Origin of the sequence: Nocardia brasiliensis NBRC 14402, assembly GCF_000308475.2 — a bacterium.
Taxonomy (GTDB): domain Bacteria; phylum Actinomycetota; class Actinomycetes; order Mycobacteriales; family Mycobacteriaceae; genus Nocardia; species Nocardia brasiliensis.
In genome coordinates, this window is the sequence record NZ_BAFT02000039.1 from 1 (window position 1) to 7,848 (window position 7,848).

Below are 7,848 nucleotides of genomic sequence, written 5' to 3' on the forward strand. Positions count from 1 at the left end.
ACGCAGTGCGCGCCCGGGTAGTCGATGATGCCCCACATCGAGGCGATGACGGTGCCGGGGCCGCTGCGCACGGTCTTGGACAGCGAGGGCAGCCCGTACTCGGTCAGGTCGTCGAGGGGATCGATGCCGCTGGCGCCGTTGTTGATGTTCACCCAGGCCACGACGAGCCCGGAGGCCAGCGGGATGCCCGAATGCGCGGGGGTGGCGCTGAAGCGCAGCGTGCCCGGCGCGACATTGAGGTCCTGGCTGTTGCCGACGCCGTCGGTGCTCGCGGCCGCGATGATCGTGGTGATCGGGCCGAGGCTGCCGCAGCCGAAAGTCGGTGCGGCATAGGCGAACGGGGTGAAAGCGCTGGTGATGTGGCGCAGTGCGGCCACGTCGACGAGCTTGGTGTACTGGGTGAGCGCGCCGACTCCGGCCTGCACGGCCGGATCGGGACCCGCGGTCTCGGTGAGGTGGGTGAGTCCGGCGTCGAGTGGCGTCGGTTCGGGTTCGGCGGCGGCGGGGCCGCCGAGAGTGAGCGCGGCGCCGATGCCGAGAGTGGTCACGGCCGCGGCGGCGCGTGTGATGGTCCTGCCGTTCACTCGTACTCCTCGATACCCAAGGCTCAGGGGTCCCCAACCCACGTGCAGCAACGTACCAGTTCGTCGGAAATATCGCCCGGGTAGCACCGCTGTTCACCTGCTCGTGCGGCGTCCGGCGTAACGGGTTGGCGGCAAAGCCGGAGGTGGCCGCGCGTGTCCCGGCGCTGTGATCCACTCGACAGTCGAGTATTACCGAGGGGTAGTTTGGACTCGGACGTACGAGACACAGACGGAGCTGCGTATGAAAATAAGCCTGTCCCCAGACGAGGTCGCCTTCCGCGACGAACTGCGAAACTTCTACCGCACCGAGATCCCCGCCGAAATCCGCGAACGGTTCAAGTACGGGCGCGAGCTGTCCCGCGACGACATCGTCCGCTCGCACAAGATCCTCAACGAGCACGGTCTCGCGGTGCCGAACTGGCCGGTCGAATGGGGTGGCAAGGACTGGACCCCGATGCAGCGCCACATCTGGCAGGACGAGATGCAGCTCGCCTCGGTGCCGGACCCGCTGACCTTCAACGCGCAGATGGTCGGCCCGGTGATCGCGCACTTCGGTTCGCAGGAGCTCAAGCAGCGCTTCCTGCCCGCCACCGCGGCCCTGGACATCTGGTGGTGCCAAGGCTTCTCCGAACCCGACGCAGGCTCCGACCTGGCCTCGCTGCGCACCACCGCGGTACGCGACGGTGACTCCTACATCGTGAACGGCCAGAAGATCTGGACCACGCTCGCGCAGTACGCGGACTGGATCTTCTGCCTGGTGCGCACCGATCCGAACGCCCCGAAGAAGCAGGCGGGCATCTCGTTCCTGCTCTTCGACGTGAAGTCGCCCGGTGTCACGATCCGCCCGATCAAGCTGATCGACGGCGGCTACGAGGTGAACGAGGTGTTCTTCGAGAACGTCCGGGTGCCGGCGGATCAGCTGGTCGGCGAGGAGAACATGGGCTGGACCTACGCCAAGTTCCTGCTCGGCAACGAGCGCACCGGCATCACCGGCGTCGGTCGCACCAAGGTGAAGATCGGCGTCGCGAAAGAATATGCGGCGCAGACCAAGTCGGGCAGCGGCACGCTGCTGGAAGATCCGCTGTTCGCGGCCAGGGTCGCCGAACTGGAGAACGAGCTGCTCGCCCTGGAACTCACCCAGTTGCGCGTGGTCTCGAATTCGTCGGAGGGCAAGCCGAATCCGGCCTCGTCGGTGCTGAAGCTGCGCGGCTCGGAGTTGCAGCAGGCCGCCACCGAACTGCTGCTCGACATCGCCGGCCCGGACGCACTGCCGGTCGACGCGGACGAGATCGCTTCGCCCGGTTGGGCGCAGCGTAGCGGCCCCGGCTACCTGAACTACCGCAAGACAACCATCTACGGAGGCTCCAGCGAGGTGCAGCGCACCATCATCGCCTCCACGATCCTCGGATTGTGAGGCGCCGCCATGGATTTCGATCTCACCGATGAACAGGGCATGCTGCGGGACACGGTCCGCGACCTGCTCGCCCGCACCTACGATCCGGAGACCAGGCTGAAGGTCACCGATACCGAACTCGGCTGGAGCCGCGAGGTGTGGCGTCAGCTGGCCGAACTCGGCGTGCTCGGCCTGAGTTTCAGCGAGGAGGACGGCGGCGTCGGGGCCGGCCCGGTGGAGACCATGGTGGTGCTCGAGGAGGCGGGCCGCAGGCTCGCACCGGAGCCGATCCTGGACGCCGTGCTGGTGCCGGGCGGCTTGATCACCTTGGCGGGCAGCGCCGACCAACGGCAGCGAGTACTGCCGGAGGTCGCGGCGGGCAACAAGCTGCTCGCCTTCGCCCATGCCGAGCCCGGCGTCCGCTGGCCCGCCGCCGAGCTCACCACCTCCGCTGCGGCACAGGGTGATTCGTACACGCTCAGCGGCGTCAAGAATCCGGTCCCGCACGGGGACAGCGCGGACGAACTGGTGGTCAGCGCGCTGCTGCCCGGCGGCGAGACCGGGCTGTTCCTGGTCGACGCCGGTGCGACCGGGGTGACCCGCAAGTCCTACCGCACGGTGGACGGCCGGCGGGCCGCGCAGCTCGAGTTCGCCGAGACGCCCGCCGAACTGCTCGGCGCGGGTGACGCGGCCGCGGCGATCCGCACCGTGACCGTGCAGGCGCAGGCGAGCCTGTGCGCGGAATCGGTGGGCGCGATGGAAGAGGCTTTACGGCTCACCACCGATTACCTCAAGCAGCGCAAGCAGTTCGGGGTCACGCTGTCGAAGTTCCAGACGCTCACCCAGCGCGCGGCGAACATGTACGTCTCGCTGGAGCTGGCCCGCAGCATCAGCCTGTACGCCACGGCCGCACTCGCCGACGGGCAGAGCGATCCGCACGTGGCGTCGCGGGCACGGCTGCAGGTGAGCCGTTCGGCGCGGCACATCGGTCAGGAAGCCATCCAGATGCACGGTGGCATCGGCGTCACCGCCGAATACCCGGTGGGCCACTACGTCGCCCGGCTGACCGCGATCGAACGCACGCTCGGCGGCGCGCTGGAGCACCTGCGGGTGCTGAGCGACAAGGTCGGCGAGTACTCCCAGCCCGAGCTGTGAACCCGTGCGGTGGTGCGTGATCCACGCACCACCGCACGGCGTGGCTCACTCGCCGTCGGGCAGACCGGTCGATTCGTCGTGCGAGTGCTCGGACGACGGATTGCCGGTCGGCCGCGGCCGGGTGGTCGTCGGCTCCGGCTCCTCCGTCGTCGTGGTCGGCCGGGGACTGGTCGTGGTGGCCGGCCTGGTCGGGCGGGTGGTGGGGGTTTCGGACGGTTCCTCGGCCGAGCTGGTGCTCGACGCGCCTTCGCGGGCGGGGTGGCTCGGATCCTCGGGGGTGGGTTCGCCGGTGGTCGTGGTGGCGAATCCGGTGAACGGCGTCGCGTGCGGGGCCTGATACGGCGCGATCTGCCAGGTCGGCGAGGGCGGGATCGAGATCTTCGGCGCGGTCACGCTCGGGCCTTCGTGCTGCGCGGCGGCCGCGACCACGTTGGGATCCGACTGCAACGGCGGCGGCGCGACATAGGTGTCCTGCTTGCCGACTCCACAGGCGCCGATGAGGACGAGTCCGAGAGAAACCGCTCCTACGGCAATCGCCGGACCTGCGATCTTGGTCCTGCTGCGCTCCATCGGTGACACTCCTGATGCGGTTCGAGTGGGCCTCACCTTACTCGAGCGGGAACGGCCCGGCCAGGCGAAGCGGTCGCTGACGATGCGCCGGCGGGGCGCGTGTAAACGGTCCTCATTCAGATATCGAAATGGTCACTTCGGCGTGTCGTGGGCACGTGTCGCTGTCCTGTGGCCCGCTGTGGTCGTAGCGTGTGAGCAAAGTTACGCGTGAGACGCCTGTACCCAGATGAGAGAAGCGTTGTGTTGATGAACGCGGCATTGGTTCTCTGATCGGCGTCATCGAGGAGTAGATGATGGGAGCTTACTCGACAACGTCGCAGCGGGAGTCGTCCGCAGCCGCCAAGGATGCGGTGTCGGCTACTCCGCAGCATCTCGTGTCGGACAAGCCAGCGCGCTCGCTGTCCACGATTGTTTCGCGGGCGGTCGCCTGGTTCATCTTCGTCGGCGGACTCGTCGGGGCAGCCCTCGGCATCGCCGGCCTACACGTCGAAATCACCGTCGCCGGATTGATTCTCGCGTGCACCGCAGGGCTGGTCCTGCTCAAACTCCGTGCCGGTGGCGGCGACCCCGAATCGGTGGTCGCGGAACCGGTTGCCGCCGAAGACGACTGACAACCGCGCCCGCCGCGACCGAGCCGCCGGGCGACCGGTCGGTCGGTCGCCGAGCGGTAACTTGCTGGTCACCGAAAAATACGGGCGCCCAACGCTTTAGGCGCCTACCGTGGTGAGCTATGCGGATCGAGATCACCACGGACGCGGCCGAGTTCCGCGCGCGCACCGAATCGTTCCTGCTCCGTGATCCGCTGCGGCACACCGTGATCACGTCGAGCGTCGCCGGCCATATCGCCGGTCTCGCGTCCGGCACGAGCACGCCGAGATTCCTTTCCCTACACGCCGAGGACGGCGCCGTGACCGGGGTGGCCATGCGAGTCCAGGACCGCGACGTCTATCTGGGCGAACTGCCGCACAAGGGCGCCGGCGAGGTGGCCGACGCGCTGGCCGAGGTCGAGCCGGAAGCCGCGGGCGTGGAAGGACTCGTCGGCGACGCGACCGAGTTCGCCGAGCGCTGGAGCGCCCGCTTCGACATCGGTTTCCACGAGTCCTATCGCGCGCGGCTCTATCGGCTCGGGGTGTTGCGGGTGCCCGACGTGCCGGGGGCACTGCGCCGGGCCACCGAATCCGATACCGAGTTGTGCCTGGAATGGTCCGAGGCGATGTACGCCGACGGGGGGATGACCTGGTTGCCCACCGAATCCGACACCATCCGCCGTCGCGTCGGGGCGGGACAGCTCTGGTTCTGGGAGCGCGACGGGCAACCGGTAAGTCTTGCCGCCCACCAGATTCCGGTGTACAAGTGGTCGCGCATCGGCCTGGTCTACACGCCGTCCGCGCTACGCGGTCGCGGCTACGCGAGCGCCGTCACCGCGGGCCTCGCGCAAGACCTGCGCTCGGACGGACTCGATGTATGTCTGTTCGCCGACGTCGCCAACCGCACCGCGGGCAAGATCTACCAGGCGATCGGCTTCCATCCCACCCACGAATTCGTGCATCACACCTTCGGCTGAAGCAGGCTCAGGTCAACGGCGCGCGCGTCCACCAGTCCATGAATTCGGCGTCGGTGGCGATGAAACCGGTGCAGTACATCAGCATCGCGGCACGCTGCGGGTCCGCGGTGAAATCCGTGACCATGCGCGGGCGCTTGCTACTACTGTGCGGCAACGTGTAATTGGTGAGCTCGCGACCGTGATTGACGCCCGTGCTGCGCTCGTTCGCGGGCAGGCCGTCGAGCGCGGCGCGCGCCTCGGCCGGCGAGGCATACAGAAAGAAGGAGAAGATGGCCTTGTTCGGCCCGCCGAAGCAGCGCCACTTCACCAACCAGTTGCCCAGCGGCGGGTCTTCGTCGTCCGCGGGCTCGGCGGTGGGATCCGAGGCGAAGCAGCCCGCCTTGTTGTAGCCGGTGCCGGAGTGCACCAGCTGCGTGGCGGTGGTTTTGGGCAGCATGCCGGGGAAGGCGTCGCTGAGGGTGGAGGCGTATTCGCCGATCGTTGCTCTGTCGGCAGTGGTGGGCGGGGCGGTACTCGGCCGGGCCGGGGGCGCAGCCGGTTCGGGCGTCGACGTGCTGCTCATCGGAGAGACCGTGGTGGGGGCCGCGGTGCCAGATGATCCGTTGTCGCGCAGCGCGACCACGGTAATCGTGACGATCAAGCCGAGCGCCAGGCCCAGGCCCAGGCCCATCCCGAGCGAACGCGAGCGACGGTTCGGGATTGCGGCGTGGTTGCCCCTCAGCTGATGGGGCTGTGCGTGTGGCGGCTGTGGGTGCGCCTGCGCCTGCTGCTGTAGATGTGGCTGCGCCTGCGGCTGGTGCTGGGGATGTGGCTGCGGCTGGTGCTGTGGGTGCGGCTGCTGGAGCTGCGCCGGGGCCTGCGGTTGCGGTTGGGGCTGTGGGCGGTTCGGCGCCGCCCGGATCAATGCGCGCTCAGCGGCCACGGCGAACTCGGTGCACGAGCCGAACCGATCCTCGGCGCGCTTGGCCATCGCCTGCGCCAGCACCGCGTCCAACGCCGGTGGCAGACCGGGACGGAACCGGCTGACCGGCGGCGGTGGCGCCTGCAAGTGCCCCTGGATCACCGCGACCGGATTGGTGGCATCGAACGGCACGGTGCCGGTCAGCAGCCGAAACAACGTGCAGGCCAGTGAATACTGGTCCGAGCGGTGATCGAGCAGCGCACCGGACAGCTGCTCGGGCGAGGCGTAAGCCAGTGTGGCGGTGAAGGTTCCGGTCTGGGTGAGCCGCCCGGTGTCGTCGCGGAAGCGCGCGATGCCGAAATCGGTGAGGAATACCCGGTCCAGCGCGCCGCCGGTGCCCTCCAACAAGATGTTGGCGGGCTTCACATCTCGGTGCAACACACCGCGGCTGTGCGCGAAGTCGAGCGCCTTCGCCGTCTCGGCGATGATCTGCACCGCGCGCCCCGGCGCCAGCGTGGCGGCGTCCACCGCGGCGGCGTCGGTGCCGTCGATGTACTGCATCGAGATCCACAGCTGCTCGTCCTCGACGCCGCGGTCGAAGACGGTGACGATGTTCGGGTGGTCCAGCCGGGCGACCAGATCCGCCTCCCGCTCGAAACGGGTTCGGATCTCCTTGTCGTGGAACACCTCCGGGTTCAGCACCTTCATCGCAATCAAACGCGGCAGGCGGGGATGGCGGGCCAGGTACACCGATCCCATGCCGCCCCGGCCGAGCAGGCGTTCGATGGTGTACCCGGCGAAGGTTTCTAGCATCGCGTAGCGATCCGATCAGGGGTGGTGGTCGGGCGACGGGTGAGCCCGATGCGCAGCATGGTTCAGTTCAGCGGCGCCGAGCGCCACCAGCGCAAGACCTCGTCGATGGTTCCGGAGCCATCGGTGAACATCAGGTATTGCGCACGATCCGGGTCGCCGGTGAAGGCCGTGACGATCTTGGGGCCGCTCTCGTCGAATTTGTAGTTGGTATAGGACTGTCCACCGTTGGAGTCCATCGCCTTGGTGTTCGAGGGCAGCTTCGAGATCACCGCCTGCGCGTCGGCCGCGGACTTGTAGACATAGATCCGGTAGAGCGGATCGGAGTTGGTGCCGCCGCCGTAGCAGCGCCACTGCCAGGCCCACGCGCCGAAGTCCGGATCGCCCGCGCCCGGTGACGGGGTGTAGCTGGTGTCGGTCTCCCAGCATTTCGCGCCGTTGTAGCCGACCTCTTCGGTCTTGGACGCGGGCACCATGCGCGGGAACTCGGCGCTGATCGACTCCGCCGTCGCGTCGACGACGGTGCCGGGTTTCGTCGCACTGGTCGTCGTGGTGCCCGCGGTGGAACCGTCGTCGGTGACGGCGCCGATGATGCCGAGGACCACCAGGATCAGCACCACTACACCCACACTGATACCGATGATCAGACCGGCGTTGGATTTCTTGCGCGGTGGGCCCGCGGACGGGCGCGCGGCGATCCCCATCGGCGGTCCGGGCGGCGGGGTGAAGTTGTATCCCGGCTGCGGGCCCTGATGCTGCGGGCCCTGATACGGCGCGGTCGGTTGCGGATTGGGCCCGGTGCCCTGCGGCCGGTCCACCAGCGTGTGCGGCGGCGGTGTCGGGAAGGACTGGCCCGCAAGGTGATTCGGGC

7 protein-coding genes and 1 pseudogene are annotated in these 7,848 nt (G+C 68.3%); 4 read left to right on the forward strand and 4 right to left on the reverse strand.

Annotation, left to right across the window (positions count from 1 at the left end):
- Positions 1-584: hypothetical protein (locus tag TY25_RS12985; protein ID WP_042256196.1), on the reverse strand; the 584-nt coding region annotated here is incomplete at its 3' end.
- Positions 585-825: 241 nt separating this feature from the next.
- On the opposite strand from TY25_RS12985, the gene TY25_RS12990 reads away from it, so the two are divergent.
- Positions 826-1,998 (forward strand): acyl-CoA dehydrogenase family protein, encoded by a 1,173-nt coding sequence (locus tag TY25_RS12990; protein ID WP_029901465.1) that lies wholly within the window; start codon positions 826-828, stop codon positions 1,996-1,998.
- 9 nt (positions 1,999-2,007) lie between these two features.
- Positions 2,008-3,132, forward strand: a complete 1,125-nt coding sequence (locus TY25_RS12995; protein WP_042256198.1) for an acyl-CoA dehydrogenase family protein — start codon at positions 2,008-2,010, stop codon at positions 3,130-3,132.
- A 45-nt stretch (positions 3,133-3,177) separates the two neighbouring features.
- Here the strand turns inward: TY25_RS12995 and TY25_RS40480 are convergent, their stop codons facing one another.
- Entirely contained in the window at positions 3,178-3,702 is a 525-nt protein-coding gene (locus TY25_RS40480) for a hypothetical protein (RefSeq protein WP_052280275.1), read from the reverse strand.
- Positions 3,703-3,995: 293 nt separating this feature from the next.
- Between TY25_RS40480 and TY25_RS44015 the strand changes: the two genes are divergently transcribed.
- Positions 3,996-4,313: a hypothetical protein gene (locus tag TY25_RS44015; protein ID WP_226887186.1), complete on the forward strand. Its 318-nt coding sequence runs from the start codon at positions 3,996-3,998 to the stop codon at positions 4,311-4,313.
- A gap of 119 nt (positions 4,314-4,432) precedes the next feature.
- Positions 4,433-5,266 (forward strand): GNAT family N-acetyltransferase, encoded by an 834-nt coding sequence (locus TY25_RS40485; protein ID WP_052382949.1) that lies wholly within the window; start codon positions 4,433-4,435, stop codon positions 5,264-5,266.
- 7 nt (positions 5,267-5,273) lie between these two features.
- On the opposite strand, the gene TY25_RS13015 is transcribed toward TY25_RS40485, so the two are convergent.
- Positions 5,274-6,980 (reverse strand): serine/threonine-protein kinase, encoded by a 1,707-nt coding sequence (locus TY25_RS13015; RefSeq protein ID WP_042256199.1) that lies wholly within the window; start codon positions 6,978-6,980, stop codon positions 5,274-5,276.
- Positions 6,981-7,042: 62 nt separating this feature from the next.
- Positions 7,043-7,848 (reverse strand): annotated as a pseudogene (locus TY25_RS43200) (serine/threonine-protein kinase); the annotation flags it as partial.